Origin of the sequence: Psychroserpens mesophilus (assembly GCF_050617655.1) — a bacterium.
Classification (GTDB): domain Bacteria; phylum Bacteroidota; class Bacteroidia; order Flavobacteriales; family Flavobacteriaceae; genus Psychroserpens; species Psychroserpens mesophilus_A.
Map to the genome: position 1 here is coordinate 1 of NZ_JBODQC010000395.1, position 246 is coordinate 246.

Below are 246 nucleotides of genomic sequence, written 5' to 3' on the forward strand. Positions count from 1 at the left end.
CGACGCCCTTCTCAATCTCCTTTGTGGGCTGGGCGGTTTCAATGATGAATACGTCCCCCCAAACCCGGGCCAGGTTAAAGTGGAGCCAGCCGCGCAACACCTTGGTTTCGGCTACGTACTGGTCCGCCAGGTCGTAGTCGGACGGGTCCGCGAATTCGCGGTACTGGAGGATCTGATCCATGGCATTGTTCATGTTGACGATATCCCGGTAATGGATTTGCCACAGGGAATTGTACATCCAATAAT

General features: G+C 54.5%; 1 protein-coding gene. It reads right to left on the bottom strand.

The annotated features are described in order from the left end of the window. On the bottom strand, positions 1-246 hold a 246-nt coding region (locus ACRHNM_RS17740; RefSeq protein WP_431137963.1), incomplete at both ends, for a RagB/SusD family nutrient uptake outer membrane protein.